General features: G+C 69.3%; 24 protein-coding genes. 8 read left to right on the top strand and 16 right to left on the bottom strand.

What is annotated here, in order from left to right; translation table 11 throughout:
- Positions 1–65 precede the first annotated feature (65 nt).
- On the top strand, positions 66–296 hold the full coding sequence (locus tag AB0L60_RS32310; protein ID WP_364621744.1) for a nuclear transport factor 2 family protein: 231 nt from the start codon (positions 66–68) through the stop codon (positions 294–296).
- Here AB0L60_RS32310 and AB0L60_RS32305 read toward each other — a convergent pair whose 3' ends face one another.
- Positions 297–1,382, bottom strand: a complete 1,086-nt coding sequence (locus tag AB0L60_RS32305; RefSeq protein ID WP_364621741.1) for an ionic transporter y4hA — start codon at positions 1,380–1,382, stop codon at positions 297–299.
- Between the two features lie 105 nt (positions 1,383–1,487).
- Between AB0L60_RS32305 and AB0L60_RS32300 the strand changes: the two genes are divergently transcribed.
- Positions 1,488–2,216: a VIT family protein gene (locus tag AB0L60_RS32300; protein ID WP_364621739.1), complete on the top strand. Its 729-nt coding sequence runs from the start codon at positions 1,488–1,490 to the stop codon at positions 2,214–2,216.
- Here the strand turns inward: AB0L60_RS32300 and AB0L60_RS32295 are convergent.
- From AB0L60_RS32295 to AB0L60_RS32285, 3 genes are all read right to left on the bottom strand, one after another.
- Positions 2,213–2,635: a hypothetical protein gene (locus tag AB0L60_RS32295; RefSeq protein ID WP_364621736.1), complete on the bottom strand. Its 423-nt coding sequence runs from the start codon at positions 2,633–2,635 to the stop codon at positions 2,213–2,215. The two genes, AB0L60_RS32300 and AB0L60_RS32295, sit on opposite strands and share 4 nt — an antisense overlap.
- Before the next feature lie 33 nt (positions 2,636–2,668).
- Entirely contained in the window at positions 2,669–3,232 is a 564-nt protein-coding gene (locus tag AB0L60_RS32290) for a hypothetical protein (protein ID WP_364621733.1), read from the bottom strand.
- Positions 3,233–3,389: 157 nt separating this feature from the next.
- Positions 3,390–4,433 carry an NAD(P)-dependent alcohol dehydrogenase gene (locus AB0L60_RS32285; protein ID WP_364621730.1) on the bottom strand — a complete coding sequence of 348 codons (1,044 nt, stop codon included), beginning with the start codon at positions 4,431–4,433 and terminating at the stop codon, positions 3,390–3,392.
- A gap of 132 nt (positions 4,434–4,565) precedes the next feature.
- On the opposite strand from AB0L60_RS32285, the gene AB0L60_RS32280 reads away from it, so the two are divergent.
- The 3 genes from AB0L60_RS32280 to AB0L60_RS32270 all read left to right on the top strand — a co-directional run bounded on the left by AB0L60_RS32280 (position 4,566) and on the right by AB0L60_RS32270 (position 7,500).
- Positions 4,566–5,363: a helix-turn-helix transcriptional regulator gene (locus AB0L60_RS32280; RefSeq protein ID WP_364621727.1), complete on the top strand. Its 798-nt coding sequence runs from the start codon at positions 4,566–4,568 to the stop codon at positions 5,361–5,363.
- 85 nt (positions 5,364–5,448) lie between these two features.
- A complete protein-coding gene (locus AB0L60_RS32275; protein WP_364621724.1) occupies positions 5,449–6,111 on the top strand; it encodes a PadR family transcriptional regulator in 663 nt (220 codons plus the stop codon).
- 189 nt (positions 6,112–6,300) lie between these two features.
- Entirely contained in the window at positions 6,301–7,500 is a 1,200-nt protein-coding gene (locus AB0L60_RS32270; protein ID WP_364621721.1) for an NAD(P)/FAD-dependent oxidoreductase, read from the top strand.
- Positions 7,501–7,572: 72 nt separating this feature from the next.
- On the opposite strand, the gene AB0L60_RS32265 is transcribed toward AB0L60_RS32270, so the two are convergent.
- Positions 7,573–7,806 carry a hypothetical protein gene (locus tag AB0L60_RS32265; protein ID WP_364621718.1) on the bottom strand — a complete coding sequence of 78 codons (234 nt, stop codon included), beginning with the start codon at positions 7,804–7,806 and terminating at the stop codon, positions 7,573–7,575.
- 74 nt (positions 7,807–7,880) lie between these two features.
- The gene (locus AB0L60_RS32260) at positions 7,881–8,537 is read right to left on the bottom strand and encodes a TetR/AcrR family transcriptional regulator (RefSeq protein WP_364621715.1); all 657 of its coding nucleotides are present in this window, start codon (positions 8,535–8,537) and stop codon (positions 7,881–7,883) included.
- 123 nt (positions 8,538–8,660) lie between these two features.
- Here AB0L60_RS32260 and AB0L60_RS32255 point away from each other — a divergent pair, with 123 nt between their 5' ends.
- The 3 genes from AB0L60_RS32255 to AB0L60_RS32245 all read left to right on the top strand — a co-directional run bounded on the left by AB0L60_RS32255 (position 8,661) and on the right by AB0L60_RS32245 (position 10,507).
- Positions 8,661–9,536 carry an oxidoreductase gene (locus AB0L60_RS32255; RefSeq protein ID WP_364621712.1) on the top strand — a complete coding sequence of 292 codons (876 nt, stop codon included), beginning with the start codon at positions 8,661–8,663 and terminating at the stop codon, positions 9,534–9,536.
- 99 nt (positions 9,537–9,635) lie between these two features.
- Entirely contained in the window at positions 9,636–10,103 is a 468-nt protein-coding gene (locus AB0L60_RS32250; protein ID WP_364621709.1) for a transcriptional regulator, read from the top strand.
- Between the two features lie 47 nt (positions 10,104–10,150).
- Positions 10,151–10,507: a DUF3817 domain-containing protein gene (locus AB0L60_RS32245; RefSeq protein ID WP_364621947.1), complete on the top strand. Its 357-nt coding sequence runs from the start codon at positions 10,151–10,153 to the stop codon at positions 10,505–10,507.
- A gap of 70 nt (positions 10,508–10,577) precedes the next feature.
- On the opposite strand, the gene AB0L60_RS32240 is transcribed toward AB0L60_RS32245, so the two are convergent.
- The 10 genes from AB0L60_RS32240 to clpS form a co-directional block, all read right to left on the bottom strand.
- On the bottom strand, positions 10,578–11,186 hold the full coding sequence (locus AB0L60_RS32240) for a non-canonical purine NTP pyrophosphatase (RefSeq protein WP_364621706.1): 609 nt from the start codon (positions 11,184–11,186) through the stop codon (positions 10,578–10,580).
- A complete protein-coding gene (gene rph / locus AB0L60_RS32235) occupies positions 11,183–11,953 on the bottom strand; it encodes a ribonuclease PH (protein WP_354850219.1) in 771 nt (256 codons plus the stop codon). The genes AB0L60_RS32240 and rph overlap by 4 nt, the downstream gene beginning before the upstream one ends.
- 72 nt (positions 11,954–12,025) lie before the next feature.
- Entirely contained in the window at positions 12,026–12,790 is a 765-nt protein-coding gene (locus AB0L60_RS32230) for a cyclic nucleotide-degrading phosphodiesterase (protein ID WP_364621702.1), read from the bottom strand.
- A gap of 68 nt (positions 12,791–12,858) precedes the next feature.
- Positions 12,859–13,563, bottom strand: coding sequence for a rhomboid family intramembrane serine protease (locus tag AB0L60_RS32225; protein ID WP_364621699.1), 705 nt, complete (start codon positions 13,561–13,563; stop codon positions 12,859–12,861).
- An 88-nt stretch (positions 13,564–13,651) separates the two neighbouring features.
- The gene (locus AB0L60_RS32220) at positions 13,652–14,614 is read right to left on the bottom strand and encodes a cysteine synthase (RefSeq protein WP_364621696.1); all 963 of its coding nucleotides are present in this window, start codon (positions 14,612–14,614) and stop codon (positions 13,652–13,654) included.
- 2 nt (positions 14,615–14,616) lie between these two features.
- Complete coding sequence (locus AB0L60_RS32215; protein WP_354850207.1) at positions 14,617–14,895, bottom strand: MoaD/ThiS family protein; 279 nt, start codon at positions 14,893–14,895, stop codon at positions 14,617–14,619.
- Positions 14,896–14,945: 50 nt separating this feature from the next.
- A complete protein-coding gene (locus AB0L60_RS32210; protein WP_364621692.1) occupies positions 14,946–15,377 on the bottom strand; it encodes a M67 family metallopeptidase in 432 nt (143 codons plus the stop codon).
- Between the two features lie 115 nt (positions 15,378–15,492).
- On the bottom strand, positions 15,493–16,560 hold the full coding sequence (locus AB0L60_RS32205) for a P1 family peptidase (protein WP_364621689.1): 1,068 nt from the start codon (positions 16,558–16,560) through the stop codon (positions 15,493–15,495).
- Positions 16,561–16,593: 33 nt separating this feature from the next.
- On the bottom strand, positions 16,594–17,163 hold the full coding sequence (locus tag AB0L60_RS32200; RefSeq protein ID WP_364621944.1) for a DUF2017 domain-containing protein: 570 nt from the start codon (positions 17,161–17,163) through the stop codon (positions 16,594–16,596).
- 22 nt (positions 17,164–17,185) lie between these two features.
- Positions 17,186–17,479 (bottom strand): ATP-dependent Clp protease adapter ClpS, encoded by a 294-nt coding sequence (clpS, locus tag AB0L60_RS32195; protein WP_364621941.1) that lies wholly within the window; start codon positions 17,477–17,479, stop codon positions 17,186–17,188.
- Positions 17,480–17,599: the final 120 nt, after the last annotated feature.

Below are 17,599 nucleotides of genomic sequence, written 5' to 3'. Positions count from 1 at the left end.
CGAATTGAGTGATCTCGCAGCAACCTCCGATTTCACATCGAACCGACGCGTAACCCGGACAGTGCGTGTTCACTGTCGCTGTGGACAACACGGTGTCGGCGGTCCTGTACACGATCGAAGCCGGCGACTGGGCGGAATTCGCGAAACTGGTGCACCCCTATGTGCATTGGACCGAGGACGGCGTCACCACCCGCGGACGAACCCGCGTCATGGCGCTGCTGTCCCGGCACGATGCCACCAATCCCGCGACGTCCTACGAACTGCGCGACGGCCAGATCTATCGCTGGAACTCCTGATTACGGACTGACCGCCAGAAAAACGAAGGCCGAGAACAACACCAGGTGCACACAGCCCTGGAGCAGGGTCGCGCGTCCGGGCACCACGGTGAGCGCGCCGACCACCACGGTCAATGCCAGTAGCACCATCTGGGTCGCGCCCAGGCCGAGCATGAGCGGGCCCGCGATCCAGACCGAGGCGAGCGCGATGGCCGGAATGGTCAGGCCGATACTCGCCATGGCCGAACCCAGCGCCAGATTCAGCGAGATCTGCACCCGGTCGCGCCGCGCAGTACGCACGGCCGCAATGGTTTCGGGCAGCAGCACCAGCATCGCGATCACCACACCGACCGCGGACTGCGGCAGCCCGGCCGCGGCGATACCGGATTCGATATTCGGTGTGTCCACCTTCGCCAGCCCGACCACGCCGATCAGGGCAATCAGCAGCAAACCCAGACTCAGCAACGCCTGCCCGCGGGTGGGCGGCTCCTCGTGCTCATCGTCGACCGCCTCGATCCCCTCGACGGGCAGGAAGTCGCCGGGATGCCGGACCGTCTGCACCATGACGAAGACGCCGTAGAGAACCAGCGACGCCACGGCGGCGAAGGTCAGCTGCGAGGTCGAGAACACCGGGCCCGGTTCGCTGGTGGTGAAGGTCGGCAGCACCAGGCTCAGCGTCGCGAGTGTCGCGACCGTGGCCAGCGCCGCGCCGGTGCCCTCGGCATTGAAGACCGCCACCCGCCGCCGCAGCGCGCCCACCAGCAGCGAAAGGCCGAAAATGCCGTTGCACGTGATCATTACGGCGGCGAAGACGGTGTCGCGGGCCAGCGCGGCGGACTTCTCCGGACTGGACACCATGAGCGTGACGATCAGCCCGACCTCGATGATGGTCACCGCCACCGCCAGGATCAGTGATCCGAACGGCTCGCCCACCCGGTGCGCGACCGTCTCCGCGTGGTGCACCGCGGCCAGCACCGCGCCGATCAGCACGGCTCCCACCAGTACCGCCGGGACCGGGCTGAGCTGCCGGCCCCAGGCCACCACCAGCACCGCGGCGCCCAGCACCGGGAGGATGGCCGACCAGTACCGCCTGCAGAAACCCACCATGACCCCATGGTTGCAGCAAACCGTCCGCACACCCCGTAAATGGGAGCCATGCCTCCCCCGCACGCATTACCGCATGAGTGCATCCCGGTGAATTAGGCTGCCCACGTGGACGACACCGACGACGCAGCGCTACCGCACCCGCACGAGCCGCACGACGAGGGCCTCGCCGCCCGCCTCAACTGGTTGCGGGCCGGTGTGCTGGGCGCCAATGACGGCATCGTCTCCACCGCCGGCCTGGTGGTCGGCGTCGCCGCCGCGTCCACCGACTCCAGCGCCATCCTCACCGCGGGCGTCGCGGGTCTGGCCGCCGGCGCCCTCTCCATGGCGGTCGGCGAATACGTCTCGGTCAGCACCCAGCGCGACTCCGAGCGCGCCCTGCTGTCCAAGGAGAAGCGGGAGCTGGCCGAGGAGCCGGAATACGAACTGGCCGAGCTGACCCAGATCTACCGGGCCAAGGGACTGTCCGCCGAGACCGCCCGCCAGGTGGCCCGGGAACTCACCGCGCACGACGCCTTCGCCGCCCACGCCGAGGCCGAATTGGGTTTGGACCCACACGAACTCACCAATCCGTGGCAGGCGGCGCTGTCGTCGGCCGTCTCCTTCACCATCGGCGCCATCCTGCCGATCCTGGCCATCCTGCTGCCCCCGACCGAGTGGCGCATCCCCGTCTGTTTCGCTGCCGTGCTGGTGGCGCTGGCCCTGACCGGATCGGTGAGCGCCCGGCTCGGTGGCAGCAATCCACGCCGCGCCGTGCTCCGGGTGGTCATCGGCGGTGCGCTGGCCATGGCCGTCACCTACGGAATCGGCCAGCTGGCAGGCATTTCCGGACTCTAGCCGGAGTGCCGGCCCGAATCCTCCGGCGGTGCGAGCGGATTCGCCGGCCTACCATCCGGGCCCACCAACGCCGGGATATTCACCGGATGCGGTGCGACGGGCGCCGGAATCACCACTGGCGGAGCCGGATCCGGGGCCAGCCCCGGAGCGGACGGAACCTGTTCGGCGGGAGTGACATTGGGCGGGCGCGGGGCGGGCGCGACTTTGGGCGGATGCGGAGCGGGCGCGAAATGGTCGTGACGCGGGCGGGGGACATTCACGATCGAGGTATCGGCGATCGGGCGATCACCGGACGAGGTGAGCCAGATGCCCGCCCCGACAGCCATCGCCATGAGGACGGCGGCCAGGACCACGCGGACCAGCCGCCGGGGGTCGATATCGCCTTGGTCGCGCCGGATCTCGTCTGCCGTGCCCAGCATGGCTGTCCTCCTTCGGATTCCGGGCCGCGACAACTAGGGAGCGGGCGGGGGCGGGGGTGGCACCAGGAACGGGAGGATCGGGGCCAGAATGTCCGGCAGTGCGGGGGCCGGTGGGGGAGGCGGCGCGACCGGAGCGGGTGCGGGCGGCTCGGGAGCCACCTGGACCGGCGCGGGCGGCGGGACGTATTGCTCGGTTTGCGGGGCGGGGGCAGGTGCAGGAGCAGGGGCGGAGGCAGGTGGGGGCGCCGGGGCGGGCGTGGGATTCTGTGCTGCGGCCGGGGCGGGCGGTGGCGGTGACGGAGCGGCGGAGGTGGCGGACGGGGGCGCCTGGGGCTGCGCCTTGACCGACACCGGGGCCGTGGACGTGGAAGCCGGTGGGGTGTCCGGTGTTTCGGCGCCACCGGGCCTCTCGAGCGCGGCCCACATGGTGCCGCCGATGAGGGCGACGATCACGCTGAACGAGAGGACCAGGAGGCCACCGAGCACCTTGGCGGGCATCGTCCCCACCGCTGTCAGACCGGGGGTCCCGTCATTCGCTCCAACGGCGGGCTCCTCCCCCGCCGCACCGGGTCTCTCGCGTACCGCGTCCACCGCCATCGGGGAACTCCTTCGGCTCGAAGCGAACGCTCGCAGATCCGAAATGCTTCTCCTTCAAGGCACGGTACACAGATTTGCTGATTATCTGAACCGGCTACACGGTAAGGAAATAGTTCCAGGTAGATATCTATCCGAACCGATTGCTAATAAGTTGCGCTCAATCCAGGGTGAGCACCACCTTGCCGAACGGGTCACCGGTCTCGAAGTATTCGAACGCCTCGACCGCCCGCTCGAACGGATACACCCGATCGATCACCGGCCGCATGCCGTGCTCGGCCATCGTGCGGTTCATGAACTCCAGATCCGCCCGGCTGCCCACCGCGATGCGGCGCAGGCCGACATACTTGCCGCCCAGCGGATCGGCGGGCTGCTGCCCCGGCTCGGCCGGGAAGGCCCCGATCAGCACGACCTCGCCGTTGTAGGCCGTGGCCGCAAGGGATTTCGCCAGCGTCCGCTTGCCCACCGCCTCCACCACGCGCCCTACGCCCAGGCCGTCGGTGAGCTCCAGCACCACCCGCTCCCAGTCCGGGGTCGCCGTTCGGTCCACCACGTCGTCCGCGCCCAGCTTGCGCAGGCGCTCACCCTTCTCCGGCGACGAGGTGAGGGAGATGACCTGCGCGCCCAGCATTTTCGCGTGCTGCACCGCGAAGATGCCGACCGGACCCGAGCCGACCGTGAGCACGGTGTCGCCCGGGCCGACCGGCACCGGCTTGGTCACCGCGGCCCAGGCCACCAGACCCGCGCAGGTGAGGGCGGCGGCTTCCGCGTCGGTGAGATACGGCGGCACCTGCACCACCGAGTCCTCTTCCAGCAGCACGTAGGTCGCGAGCCAGCCGTCGTGGGTCGCGCCGTACTGCTCACCGCTCAGCGCCTGGGTCTGCGGACCGTCGTTCCAGCCGACGAAGTAGGTGCCCATCACCCGGTCGCCCAGCGCCGCGCGGGTCACGCCCGCACCCAGGCCGATCACCTTACCGACACCGTCCACCAGCGGCACCACGCCCGGCCGGGCCGGCACCGGGTAGGTGCCCTCCATCAGCATGATGTCGCGCCGGTTCAGGGAGGCGGCGCGCACCCGCACCAGCACCTGGTGCGGTCCGGGGTCCGGCGCCGCCTGCACCGCCGTGCTCAATCCGGCCATGCCGCGCAGCGGATCCAGGTGGTAGGCAACACCATTCGGGTTCTGATCATGTCCATCGCTCATGGCCCCGAGTCTGTGCCGCGCCGGCCGCCACCGCGATTCCCTGCAGGGAATGAGCAAGACGCGGCTCCCCTGCCGTGTGACGATTCCCTGGAGGGAATCGCGACGCGACGCCCCCTCGAACACAGTGGAGGTATGACGACCATGGCCCCGGCCACGACCACACCGTTCGCACAGCAGCTCCGCGGCTGGCGGACACGGCGGCGGCTGAGTCAGCTCGATCTGGCCATCGCCGCCGAGACCAGCCAGCGGTATCTGAGCTTCCTGGAACAGGGGCGCTCGCAGCCGGGACGGATCATGGTGGTCCGCCTGGCCGAGGTGCTGGGACTGTCCCTGCGGGAGCGCAACGCCATGCTGCTGGCGGCGGGCTATGCGCCGATCTTTCCCGAATCCGCGCTGGACGCACCGGAACTCGACGCGGTCCGGCATGCGCTCGACACCATCCTGCAGGGGCATCTGCCGTATCCGGCCGTGGTGACCCGGCCATTCGGGGTGCTGGTGGCGGCCAATCCCGGATTCGAGCTGCTGACCGAGGGCTGTGCGCCGGAACTGCTGGAGCCCCCGATCAATGTGCTGCGGCTGGCCCTGCACCCGGACGGGCTGGGCCAGCGGGTGGAGAACCTGCCGGAGTGGGGGCGGCACGTCACCGACAGCCTCCGCAACCGCGCGGGCCGCAGCCCGGATCCCGCACTGGACGCGCTCATCGCCGAACTCGACGGCTATCTGCCGCCGGTGGAGCCGGGCCCGGGACATCTGGGTTTCGCGGTACCGCTGCGACTGCGGTCCGAGGCGGGCGAGCTGCGGCTCATCACCACAGTCACGTCGTTCGCGACAGCCACCGACATCACCCTGTCCGAGCTGCATCTCGAGGCGTTCCTGCCCGCCGACCAGGCCACCTCCGACCACCTGCGGGCCCGCTTCGCCCACGCGTAGACGCCGATCGGAGCTCGATTCCGGCCGAATGCTTGTCGCCGAATACTCGTAGCCGTATATTCGTAGACGAGTAAGGGGGTGCCGGATGGCCCGCAAGCGCAAGGTCGCCAATCTGATGGGGCTGGCGGTGCTGTCCGCCGTCGTCGTCAAACCCATGCATCGATACGAGATCGCCGCGCAGTTGCGGGCATGGGGCAAGGACAACGACATGAGCGTCAAGTGGGGCTCGCTCTACACGGTCGTGGACAACCTCGCCAAGCACGGCTTCCTCGAGATCGCGGGCAGCGAACGCGACGGCGCCCGGCCGGAACGGACCATCTACCGGATCACCGACGCCGGGCGCGCCGAACTCACCGACTGGACCAGGGAACTCATCGCCGATCCCGAGCCCGAGAAGCGCCGTTTCATGGCCGGGCTGTCCGTCGCCTCCGTGCTGCCGCCCGACGAGGTCGTCGACCTGCTCACCCAGCGAATCACCAAGCTGGACCGGACCATTGCCGAGAACCGCGCCCAATTGGCCGCCCTGGACGGCACCGTGCCGCGGCTGTTCCTGATCGAAGATGACTACGAGCTGGCCATGCTGGCGGCGGAGTCCGAATGGGCACGCGCACTGCGCGATTCGCTCGCCGACGGCAGCTTCCCGGACGTGGAGGGCTGGCGGGCCTGGCATCGCGACGGCGTCATGCCCGCCGACATCGCAGAGCTGGCGGAAGGGGGAGCCGACACACCGCAGTCCCAGCACGACTGATCCACATGGACCGGGCCCCGGCGAGGGTGCTGCAACACCGCCGCCGAAGCCCGGGAACACACCGTCTCGAACCGCGTCCGTGCAGGCGAACCCGGCGCCGAGTTTGGCAACTACAGGATAACTGGGTTCTCCATGCGTGGGACGGTTCGGGGTTTTCGACACCCTGCGAACACTTCTCGGGAGAGAACCATGTCCATTCGTTCCGCACTCGTCATCGGCGGCGGCATCTCCGGCCCCGTCACCGCCACCGCACTCCACAAGTCCGGTATCGATGTCACCGTCTTCGAGGCCTATCCGGGTCCCGCCTACGGCATCGGCTCCAACCTGGCGCTCGCACCCAACGGCGTGGCCGCGCTGGACATCGTCGGGGCCGGCGACGCGGTGCGCGCCCACGCGGTGCCGATCAGCCGATCCTCGATGTCGGTCAACGGCAAGCGATTCGAGCTGCCCGGCATGACCGATATCGAGCCGCTGCGGGTGATCGACCGCGCCGACCTGCACCGGGTACTGCACGACAGTGCCATCGCCGCCGGGGTGCGCTTCGAGTACGACAAGCGGCTCATCGAGGTGGAGGAGCACGCGGGCGGGGTGACCGCCATCTTCGCCGACGGCAGCAGCGCGACCGCGGATGTCCTCATCGGCGCGGACGGAATCCGCTCCACCGTGCGCACCCTGGTCGATCCGAAGGCCCCCGGGCCGACGTACCTGCGCATGCTCAGCTTCGGCGCGTACACCGACTGCCCGATCGACCTGGAGCCGGGCATGATGACCTTCGCCTTCGGGCGGCGCGCCTACTACCTGTACTGGGCCATGCCCGACGGGCGGGTCTCGTGGGGCGCGAATCTGCCCAGCGAGCAGTACTACTCGCTGACCGAGGCCCGGGCCGTCCCCGCCGAGCGGTGGCTGCGCACGCTGCGCGAAACCTACGCCGGGGAGGATCCGGGCGAGCAGCTGGCCCGCAGCACCACCCCGGCGCAGCTGGCCGTGATCGGCGCGCTGCACATCATGCCGCCGGTGCCGCACTGGTACCGGGGCCGGCTGGTACTCACCGGCGACGCCATCCACTCGCCCAGCAACACCTCCGGGCAGGGGGCCTCGCTGGCCATCGAGAGCGGGATCGAGCTGGCCCGCTGCCTGCGGGATATCGACGATCCGGCACGGGCTTTCGCCACCTACGAGGCGCTGCGGCGGCCGCGGGTGGAGGGGGTCGCGGCCCGCGTCGCCCGGATGAACCAGACCAAGGCCGCCGGGCCCGTCGCCCGCAAGGCCATGCAGCTGATGATGCCGCTGCTGTTCAAGCGGATGGATCCGGAGAAGCTGCTGGGCGGTGAGCAGCGCTTCCGGATCGACTGGGACGCCACCGTGCGGCCCGCCACCGTGCCGGTCTGATCGTCGAGCGGCCCGACCGCCGAAAGCCGATGCCACGCTGCGGATTCCGCAGCGGGGCATCGGACGCCACGATCAGCGCACCGGCAGGACGTCCGGGCAGTCGGCCTCGTCGAGCAGCTTGGTGGCGATATTGTCGATGGCCTGATCCAGCAGGACCGGATCGGCGGCATCGTGGGGAGCAGTTCTCCATGCCGGACTCCGCCGATCGATTGGTGCAACTCGAGCGGTGCGTCGCGCGGGCGAGGCGGGGCAGGCTGCTCGGCGGCGGCGCTGGCACCGGTCATCGGTCCCGTATGTGCCGCTCACCAGCCACTCTGTGGCAATGACACGGCGCCTCGGCCATTCCAGCAGAGCGACCGATCAGTTCGGTGCGGCACCGGTCAGTTCGCGCGCACCGCGTACCCGCCGAGCGCGGGTTCGAGGGTGTCGAAGGCCGCGGCCACCCGCTCGCCCAGCAGTGCGGCGATGGCGTCGTTCGACTCGCCCGCGACCGTGCGCCGCAGCACCTCCTCGAACAGGGTGCGATGCACGCCGCCCAGCAGCGCGGCCGCGAGCCTGGCCGTGAAATCATCTGCGGCGCAACCGGTTTCCCGCGCCAGCACCTCAGCCAGCCGCCGCTCCCGGTCCTCGTGGAACTCCCGCAGCCGCGCCACCAGCGCGGGGCTGCCGGTGATCAGGGCGGCGAAGTCCGGCCCGGAGAATCCGGCGAGCACGGCATCCTTGTCCGCGACGGCGGCCAGATACGCCCGCCGCAGCGCGGCCAGCGCCGACTCACCGGCCCGCCGCTCGCGCACCGTGACCGCCGGACCCGCGACGAAGGCGTCGTGAATATCCAGCACCAGGTCTTCCTTGCGCGGGAAGTAGTTGGTCACGGTCATCTTGGCGACCTCGGCCGCCTCGGCGATCTCGGCGATGGTGACATTGTGGTAGCCGCGGGCCAGGAACAGCCGGGTGGCGGTGTTCGAGATGTTCTGTCTGGTCTGCAGCTTCTTGCGCTCGCGCAGGCCCAGCGGCGCGGCGGCGGGCGGGGATGCCATGAACCCATTATCATCACCATTTTATGACTGTCACAAGTTTGCCCCCGGCCCGCGAGGGCTACCGCCGGAACTTACTCTGAAGTAAGGTCCAAATAAACGACTCGAATTGTGAGGTCAGCAGCCATGGCATGGAAGCCCAGCGAAATCCCGGACCAGACCGGACGCACGTTCGTGATCACCGGCGCCAACGGCGGGCTCGGCGAGCAGACCACCAAGGTGCTCGCGGGCAAGGGCGCCACCGTCATCATGGCCTGCCGCAATGCCGCCAAGGCCCAGGAGGTGGCCGACCGCATCGAGGGTAACGTGAAGGTGGCGAGCCTGGACCTGGCCAGCCTCGACTCGGTGCGGCAGTTCGCCGAGGGCACAGGCGATTTCGACGTGCTCATCAATAACGCCGGCCTGATGAACATCCCGTTCTCCCGCACCAAGGACGGCTTCGAAACCCAGTGGGGCGTCAACCATCTCGGCCACTTCGCCCTGACCGGGCTGCTGCTGGACCGGATCGGCGACCGGGTGGTCACCCTGGCCTCCATCGCCCACAAGCAGACGCCCAAGCTGTGGATCGACGACCTCAACTACGAGCACCGCCGCTACCAGCGCAATCTCGCCTACGCGCAGGCCAAGCTGTCGAACCTGATGTTCGCCCGCGAACTGCAGCGGCGGCTGACCGAGGCCGGTTCGGCCAAGCGCTCCTACGCGGTGCACCCGGGCGTCTCGGCGACCGACCTGTTCGCCCACACCGAAACCATCCTCGACAAGGTCTCGAAGCCGTTCATCCGGATCGTGGGCCAGTCCCCGTACCACGCGGCGTACTCCTCACTGTTCGCCGCGACCAAGACCGACGCCGACCCGACCGTCTACTGGGGTCCCACCCGCTTGTTCGGCAGCCAGGGCCCGGTCGAGCCCTCGCCGTCGAGCAAGATCTCGCGGGATCCGGAACTGCTGCGCCGGCTCTGGACCGAGTCCGAGCGTCTGACCGGGGTCACCTACAAGTTCTGAGCCTCGTGCCCGGGGCCCGTCGCATCATCCGGTGCGGTGGGCCCTGCTGTTACCCACCTCCTACTACGCAGTGCGTAGTCCCCAGGTACCGTGGAGTGCGTGTCCGCTCCCCATCGCCGCCCGGCCCTGATCGTGTTCGTGGTCGTGGCGTTCGCGGCATGCCTGGGGCTGGGCTACTGGCAGTGGACCCGTTTCGAGTCCGGCGGCGGCACCTATCAGAATCTCGGCTACGCGCTGCAATGGCCGTTGTTCGCCGGATTCGTGGTGTGGGCCTACGTCCGATTCGTGCGCCTGGAGCAGGAAGCCGAGCAGGACGACGCTCCGGCGTCCGAACCGGCTGCCGCGTCCACGCCGGCCGGCGCCCCCGCCGACCGGCCGCGCCGGCCGAAACCCACGGCGCCGCGCGAAATCCCGGCGGGCCTGCTGCCGGAGCGCCCGAAAGCCGCCCGGGACGAGGATCCCGAGCTCGCCGAATACAACAGGTACCTGGCCAATCTGCACGCCCGCGACATGGACGACAAGGTCCGTGACGCCGGTCTGCACCACACCGAGAGGAGCGCCGGTTGAGCACCCGCGACAACTCCACACCATCCCCCGTCGCCGGTGACACCACGCTGGCACCCCGCCCACTCGGCGCCGCCGCGCCCACGAAGATCCGCGGCGCGCTGACCCGCTACCGCGCCCTGGCCTACATCACCGGTGTCTGGCTGCTGGTGCTGTGCGGTGAGATGGTCTACAAGTACCTCATCCTCGACGACAGCAGCACCGCCCCGCACTGGCTGTTCTACATCGGCCAGGTGCACGGCATCTTCTACATGATCTACCTGGTCTTCACCATCGACCTCGGCATCAAGGCCCGCTGGAAGCCCGCCACCACGGCCCTGACCTGCATCGCGGGCACGATCCCGTTCCTGTCCTTCGTCTTCGAGCACTACCGCACCCGCGAGGTCAAAGCAGCCTTCGGCCTCTGACAGCGCGACACACGAACAACCGAAAGGGGTTCGGGACCAGGTCCCGAACCCCTTTCGCGTCTACGGGAATTCAGTTGCCGGCGAGGGTCGCCAGCGCCGGGAGGAGCTGACGCAGGGCGCGGCCGCGGTGCGAGGCGGCATCCTTCTCGGCCGGGGTGAGCTGGGCGGAGGAGATGTCGCCGCCGTCCGGGAAGAACAGCGGGTCGTAGCCGAAACCGCCGTCGCCCACCGGCTTCCGGCCGATCACACCCGGCCATTCGCCGCGCACGACCTCCTCGACGCCGTCGGCGACCAGGGCGCAGGCGGAGACGAAGCGGGCGCCGCGGCGCTCGTCGGGGACGTCGCCGAGCTGGGCCAGCAGCAGGGCGTTGTTGGCCCCGTCATTGCCGTGTGTGCCGGACCAGCGCGCCGACAGCACGCCGGGCATCCCGTTGAGCGCATCCACCTCGAGACCGGAATCGTCTGCCACGCAAGGCAATCCGGTGGCGGCGAAACCGTCGCGGGCCTTGGCTACGGCATTGCCCTCGAAGGTGGCGGCGGTCTCGGGGGCCTCGTCGTAGGGCGGCACGTCGTTCAGCCCGACGATCTCGATGCCCGCGATACCGGCCTCATCCAGGATGCGGCGCAGCTCGTTCAGCTTCTTGGCATTGCGACTGGCGACCAGGACGCGGCGGGTCATCGCTTCTTGGACTCCCCGGGCTCCGGCAGCACGCCCGGGTAGGGCAGCGCCAGGGCGGCCTTCTGCACCACGAACAGCTGCTCACAGCCCGCCAGCGCGGAGTCGAGCAGCTTGTCCAGGGTGGAGCGCGGGAAGGTGGCGCCCTCGCCGGTGCCCTGGATCTCCACCAGGGTGCCGGTGTCGGTGGCGACCACGTTCATGTCGACCTCGGCGCGCGAATCCTCCTCGTACGGCAGGTCGAGGCGCACCCGGCCGTCGACCACGCCGACGCTCACCGCGGCGATGGCGCAGGAGATCGGTTGCGGGTCGGTCAGTTTCCCGGCCGCGCCCAGGTAGGTGATGGCGTCCGAGAGCGCGACATACGCGCCGGTGATAGCGGCGGTGCGGGTGCCGCCGTCGGCCTGCAGCACATCGCAGTCCACCGCGATGGTGTTCTCGCCGATGGTCGACAGGTCGATGCAGGCGCGCAGCGAACGGCCGATCAGCCGTGAGATCTCCTGGGTGCGGCCACCGACCTTGCCCTTCACCGACTCTCGTCCCGAACGGGTGTGCGTCGCGGCGGGCAGCATGGCGTATTCGGCCGTCAGCCAGCCCAATCCGGACTCGCGCCGCCACGGCGGCACCCCGTCGGTGACGCTCGCGGTGCACATCACCCGCGTCTGCCCGAACTCCACCAGCACGGACCCCGCCGGGTGCGTGGTGAAACCGCGGGTGATCCGTACGTCGCGGAGTTCGTCATCCGCCCTGCCATCGGCTCGTTTCGACACGGCCCTCAGCGTAGTGGCCCACGATCCGCTGTCACCCGCGCCCCGCTGAATAGCGTCGGCGCGTGCCGAAGATCAGATGTCGAAGACCTCGCCCGGGGAGACCGCGTGCACGGGACCGCTGAAAACCGCCTTGGCTTCGGCGATGACGTCCTCGCGGGAGGTCCACGGGGGAATGTGGGTGAGAAGAAGTTCGCCGACACCGGCCTGGGCGGCGATCAGGCCCGCCTCGTGGCCGGAGAGGTGGATGCCCGGCGGGCGGTTGGCCGGGTCATGGGTCCAGGAGGCCTCGGAGAGCAGAACGTCTGCGCCGCTGGCCAACTCGAAGACCTCGTCGCACAGGGCGGTGTCGCCGGTGTAGACGAGGGTGCGGCCGGCGGCGGTGGAGATGCGCAGGCCGTAGGACTCCGGCGGGTGGTACATGCGGCGGGCCTCGACGGTGTGGCCGAGGCCGAAGGGCGCCGGAACATCCGCCTGCCAGACCCGCATGTCGATCACGTCGGACCAGTCGTCGGTCTCGCCGCCGATCTCCGCCGAGGCGTTGCCGATTCGCAGCGCGGTGTCGGTGGGGCCGTAGACGACGGCCTTACCCGTGGGCGGATTGGGGTGGTAGCGGCGCCACACCAGCAGGCCCGGCAAATCCAGGCAGTGGTCGGCGTGCAGGTGGGTCAGGAAGATGTCGACCTCACCCGGATCCAGGTGGCGCTGCAGCGCGCCGAGTACCCCGGGGCCGAAATCGATGACGGTCGGTGTCATATCCGGGCCGGTCAGCAGGTAACCCGACGCCGGGGAATCCGGGCCGGACACGCTGCCCGAGCACCCGAGGACGGTGAGGCGCATTCCCCCATGCTGCCACGCTGCATTCTCACTCAAGGAGGGATCCCCCAAATCGCCGACCGCGTCCAGCGTCACCCCTGCGACGCGAGACGGCCGGCGTCAGCCCCACGACGATGACGACGTTCACTCCCAGAGAGTACCCATCCGGCAACCACTCCACCTATCGCCCCGAAAAGATGTCCTTGCCAAGAGATTTCCGGGTTGCCGGGCAGAACGCCCCACAGGATCGAACCGTAGAGCACCGCCACCGCCACTCCGACCGCGATCTGCAACACATTTCGCGCGAACCAGCCCCAGCAGATCAGATATGTGAGCCAGCCGAACACCAGCACCGAGGCGCCGACCGATACGCTGTGCGGCGGCGCCGTGAACCACTGGCCCACCCCGGCGATCACCCAGATGATGGCCGTCGCCGTCAGCCCCCGCCCGATCCCGGTCAGCAGGGTGAGCAGCCCGAGCACGATCACCGGCAGCGTGTTTCCGAACAGATGCCCCCAATTCGCATGCAGCACAGGCGCGAACAGAATGCCGGCCAGCCCGTCCTCGCTGCGCGGCTTCACCCCCGCCTGATCCAGCTCATTGTTCGTGAGGCTGTTGATCCCCTCCACGAGATACAGCAACGCCGTGAATCCCAGGGTCAGCGCAATGGCGCGCTGCCACAGCAACTTCAGAGCACCATTCCCGCCCGACCCGCCCGCCGGTTTCGCCAGCTGCCCCCGCAACCGTGCGATCCGATCCGGATCGAACGACGCACCCATCCCGCTCCCGCCGCTCATAGCAAGACCTCCTAGCCGCCCTGCCCCGAGCCTACCGCCGCACCGAGTCGGACCGCCTCGGGGAAATCCCCGAGGCGGCGGGGCCGAGTCAGGCCCAGAGCTGGCCGTCGAGCCTCTCCTCGGCCTCTTCGAGGGTGCCGTCGTAGGCGCCGGTGGACAGGTATTTCCAGCCGCCGTCGGCAACGATGAAGGCGATGTCGGCGCGCTTGCCCGCCTGCTGCGCCTTCTTGGCGACGCCGAGGGCGGCGTGCAGGATGGCGCCCGTGGAGATGCCCGCGAAAATGCCCTCTTCGAGGATCAATTCGCGGGTGCGGCGGACGGCGTCGTAGGGGCCGACCGAGAAGCGCGAGGTCAGGACGGACTCGTCGTAGAGCTCCGGGACGAAGCCCTCGTCGAGATTGCGCAGGCCGTAGACCAGTTCGCCGTAGCGCGGCTCGGCGGCGACGATATCGATGCCGGGGACCCTTTCACGCAGGAAGCGGCCGGTGCCCATGAGCGTGCCGGTGGTGCCCAGACCCGCCACGAAGTGCGTGATCTCGGGCAGGTCGGCGAGGATCTCGGGGCCGGTGGTCTCGTAGTGCGCCAGCGAGTTGGCCGGATTGCCGTATTGGTAGAGCATCACCCAGTCCGGATTCTCGGCGGCGATCTGCTTGGCCAGCGCCACAGCCTGATTGGAGCCGCCCTCGGCCGGCGAGTCGATGATCTCGGCGCCGAACATGGTGAGCAGCTGCCGCCGCTCCACCGAAGTGTTCTCCGGCATCACGCACACCAGGCGATAGCCCTTGAGCTTGGCCGCCATGGCCAGCGAGATACCGGTATTGCCGCTGGTGGGTTCGAGGATCGTGCAGCCGGGCGTGAGCCGCCCGTCGGCCTCGGCCTGCTCGATCATGCGCAGCGCCGGGCGGTCCTTGATGGATCCGGTCGGATTGCGGTCCTCGAGCTTGGCCCACAGCCGCACGTGCTCGTCGCCGTCCCACCGCGGGGACAGGTTCTTCAACCCCACCAGCGGGGTGTTGCCCAGTGTCGCGATCAGCGACTCGTAGCGCGCCACGATTAGCGTGCGCCGCCGGCGACCGCCGGGAGGATGGTGACGGTGCCGTTCTCGGGCACCTCGGCCTCGAGCCCGCCGCTGAAGCGCACATCCTCGTCGTCGACGTAGATGTTCACGTAGCGGTTGAGCTTGCCGTCCTTGAGTAGCTTCGCCTCCAGGCCCGGGTAGTTGGCCTCCAGGTCGGCGATGAGGGCGGCCAGGGTCGCGCCCTGGGCCTGAACCCGCTTCTCGCCCTTGGTGATCGGGCGCATGATGGTCGGGATGGACACGGTGACCGGCATGAGGGGGACTCCTTGTGTTGTTCCGGCGGGCGGGGTGCGGTGAAAGTCGTTCAGGCGTCGGCGGATTCGCTGTGGACGGCAACGATCTCGACGGGCTCCTCGGCGACCTCGCCCTCGAGGATCCGATAGCTGCGCAGGTCGTGCCGCTCCGGATCGCGGGTGGAGATCAGCACGTAGTGGGCATTGGGCTCGGACGCGAAGGCGATGTCGGTGCGGCTCGGGTACGCCTCGGTGGCGGTGTGCGAGTGGTAGATGACCACCGGCTCCTCGTCGGCGGCGTCCATCTCCCGCCACAGCCGCAGCTGTTCACCCGAGTCGAACTCGTAGAAGGTGGGCGAGCGCGCGGCATTGATCATGGGGATGAACCGCTCGGGCCGATCGGAGCCCTCGGGACCGGCGATGACACCGCACGCCTCGTCGGGGTGGTCGGCGCGCGCGTGCGCGACCATCGCCTCCACGAGGTCGGCCCTGATCACCAGCACAGTCGCATCCTTCCGCTCGACGCCCCCGGCCGAACGGCCGAAACGCTGTCGTCAACAGGTGAGACCAGGTGGCTATTCCCGATGAACCTGGTCACACCCCGGTGCCCCGCACCCGTCACGGCGGCGACCCGAACAGGTCACGGTAGGCGGGGATGCCCGCCACCGAGGTCGCCGACAGGATCGCGTCCACGATCGCGCGCTCCACGCAGACCGCCGCGGCCGTGCACAGCTGGTCCAGGATCAGCAGATCAGCGGGGAAGGCCGGGGGCATCGGAAGCGCCGGCGGCTGCTCGGCGGTGCCGGTGGACAGCGCGAACAGGGTGTCGCCGTCCAGCGGCGAATGCGCGGGCCGGACGGCCCGGGCCAGCCCGTCGTGCGCGGTCGCGGCCAGCCGCTTGCAGGCCGCGGGATCCAGCGCCGCGTCGGTCGCGACCACGCCGATGGTGGTGTTGAGTACGGTTCCCTTCACCGCGAGGCCATTCGCGGCCGCCAGCTGTTCGGCGGTGGCCGGGCGCAATCCGAAATGCTCGGGGCCGTCGGTGCCCGCGCCCCACGGCAATCCGGTGCGCGGGTCGAAGACCGAGCCGACGGGATTGGCCACGATCACCGCCCCGACGGTGATGCCCGCCGCCGGGCCGTCGGTGAAACGCACACTGGCCGTACCGATCCCGCCCTTGATCGACCCCGCCCGCGCGCCCACGCCCGCACCGACCGACCCGCGCTCGAACGCCGGGTCCGCGGCCTCCGCCGCCAGGAAACCGAAATCGGCGTCGGGCCGAATGTTCCACGCCCCCACCGGAAGATCGAAGATGACCGCCGCGGGCACGATCGGCACCACGCGGGACGGGTCGGCGGGATCCATCGGGATCCCCTCCCGGTGCTCCTCCAGCCAGCGCATGACGCCATCGGCGGCGGCCAGCCCGTAGGCGCTGCCGCCGGTGAGCAGGATCGCATTCACCTGCCGCACAGTGTTTCCCGGGTCCAGCAGGTCGGTCTCGCGGGTGCCCGGACCGCCGCCCCGCACGTCCACCGCGGCCACGGCCCCGTCCGGCACCCGCACCACCGTGCAGCCGGTGGCCGCGCCCGAACCGAGGGTGGCGTTCGCATCCAGCACGTGGTACTGGCCGACCAGGACGCCGTCGACGTCGGTGATCGAATTACGTGGTCCCGCACCACTGTTCACGGGAGTTCCTCCTCGGTGGCCACGTCCGCTGCCCTAGGGCGCGAGCGCCTGGATCAGTGAGTCCTGCATCCAGGTGAGCCAGTGGTAGACCTCGAGGCTCGGCCCGCGCGGATCATCGTCCGGGAAATGGTCGGGCGTGTCGGTGGTGATGTCCAGAGCCGTGCCGAGGGCCAGCCGCACGTCGTTGAGCGCGGTGAGCCAGGCGTGCGCCTGTTCCTGGCTGATGATGATCTTGCCGCCCTGCGGCGGCAGCGTTTCCAGAATCACCAGCCCGGCGGCCACCTTGGACTCGATGATCTCCGGCTCGTGCAGGCTGCGCAGGGCGCTGTTGAGGCCGGCGCGCTCGGCGTCGGGGGAACCGGGTTCGGGGCGATGGAAGTCCGGCAGCAGCCGGGCCAGCCGCGGATCATCGGGCGGCTCGGTATTGCCCGTCTGTAGCCCGGTCAGCTCCGCGAGGTCGTCCTCGGGTGCCGAACGGGCCCGATCGGTGAGCAGTCCGGTGACGGCCCCGACCAGCGAACGCAATACCTCCGCCTCGTGGGCGTCCATTTCCGAACGCAGTTTCGGCCCGCCCAGGGAGGTCTTTCTGCTCCACTTCCGCACGGGGTTACCGTAGTCGTCCTGTTCACTCGTCACGTTGCATGGTGGCCCACAGCCCGGCCGCGTGCAGCCGCTGGACGTCGTGCTCCATCCTGTCGCGCGAGCCAGCGGACACCACGGCCTTGCCCTCGTTGTGGACCTTCAGCATCAGCTCGGTTGCCTTGCCTTTGCTGTAGCCGAAGAGCTTCTGGAAGATGTAGGTCACGTAGTGCATGAGGTTGACCGGATCGTCCCATACGACGGTCACCCACGGCCGGTCCTCGGCCTCCAGAATCTCGGAATATTCAATGGCCTCCGGTGTCGCCTGTGCCGCCGACATAGTCACGTTGACGCCCGCCGGACCGGCGGCGACCCGGACAACGTCCTGATTACACAGACCCATAACAACCAGGGTACGACCTGAGAACACAGAAACAACAGCCCGCGCGACACGCCGTCC

It is taken from the genome of Nocardia sp. NPDC051981, from assembly GCF_040680715.1.
Taxonomy (GTDB): Bacteria; Actinomycetota; Actinomycetes; order Mycobacteriales; family Mycobacteriaceae; genus Nocardia.
This window is presented reverse-complemented; position numbering and strand designations above follow the sequence as displayed.